Consider the following 1,617-nt stretch of genomic DNA (forward strand, 5'->3'; position numbering starts at 1 on the left):
GACTACCAGCGCCATTCCTGCTGGCGGTAGAGGTGACCGGCCTTGATGTCCCGGTCCTTGCACCAGGTCATGAATTCTTCGATCTGCTTGAGCTGGTACGTGTCCTCGGTGTAAGTCGTTGCCATCACGTGTCCCAGCCAGGGCTCTTCACCCATCGCGTACACATACGCCTCGTGCGCGCCGAGTTCCGTCATGATCGCCGCGGCCTGTTCCGCATTCGACCCCGACAGCTTCCGCGAATTGCTCAGCTTCTTCGACACCGGGATCGTCAGCAGCGCCTGGTACAGCCACGTCAGCGGCGCACCATCACACTCCATTCCCAGGAACGCAATGTCAGCCGTCCCCAGATGACCCTTGATCCGCCGGTACAGCATCGGGTCGATACCCGAGGAATCCGCCCCGACGAACACCTTCTTACCCGCGAACTCCACCCAGAAAGTGGACTTCGCCCGGATGTCCAGGTCACAGTGCTCACCCAGGAACGGCGTCGCCGTGACCTTCCCGCCCGAGAACTCCACCTCGTCGAAATCATCGACCTCGACGACCGGGAAACCCTGCTGGCGCAGCATCAGGGCCATCGACGGGTCCGACAGGTTCCCGCGCGAAGAACGCGGCACCACGATCGCACCGACCCGACCGCGCAGCTGCAACAGCGTCTCCAGCACGATGTGGTCCTGATGCCCGTGCGTGATCAGCACCAGATCGATGAAAGCAGGCAGATCATCCAGCGTGTACCGGTCACCAGCGGAACTGTCCGCACTGATGAACGGGTCCGTCACGATCGCCGCCTGGGGCGTCTGCATCACCAGACACGCGTGCCCGAAGTACCGGATCCGCCCACCCCCATCAATGTGCCGGTCCGGCGCACCGCTGGGACGGTCAGTCAGCAGCCCCGACAACTGCTTGGCCTGCGCATCGTCCAGCCCCAGCGCCTCTCGCAGATGTGACAGCGTCGCCGGACTCACCCGCGCCTTGAACAGCTCCTCCAGACCCGCGTGACGGAACGGCACCGCCAGCTCCAGCACATCCGGCGACGGCAGCCGCGGCGTACTCAGAATGAACGGACGCTCATACCCCGGCTCCAACGACAGCTGCACCGACTGCCGCGCCTCGGAATACACACTGCTCTTGTAGACCAGCGGTTCCATGAACCGCATCTGCGCCTGGTTGTCCGTGTCGTACGCCAGCTCCACCAGACCGTGCAGCTCCGCCGGCAACTTCGGATACAACGGCGTCAGATCGAACCCCGTCGCGTTCGCCCGCAGGATCTCCTGACCCGCGGCGATCGCCTCCGCGAACCGCAGCATGTCCGCCCGGTCCCGCTTGATCCCCTCCAGAAGATCTCGCACCTCATCGACACGCTCCTCCGGAATGTTGATGAAATACCCACCCCGCAGCTCAGGATTGTTACTCGCCGCGACATGCACCTTCGGAGTCTGCAGATACGACTCCAGCATCGGCACCTGCAAAAACGCCAGATTCATCGCCGCCTGCACCGGCGCCAGCGTATGCGGCCACGCGAAGAACCGGTCAACCAATGGCTCCACAATGGCCTTCGAACGCAGAAACAACGGCTCCTCAGCCATCTGCTCCCCACCCTCTCTTCGAGATCCAACG

General features: G+C 63.3%; 1 protein-coding gene. It reads right to left on the minus strand.

Translation table 11 applies throughout. From position 1 onward, the window contains the following. Nucleotides 1–2: 2 nt before the first annotated feature. On the minus strand, nt 3–1,617 hold a 1,615-nt coding region (locus ABZS71_RS35605; RefSeq protein WP_356217007.1), incomplete at its 5' end, for an MBL fold metallo-hydrolase.

Source organism: Streptomyces sp. NPDC005393 (assembly GCF_040606675.1).
Taxonomy (GTDB): domain Bacteria; phylum Actinomycetota; class Actinomycetes; order Streptomycetales; family Streptomycetaceae; genus Streptomyces.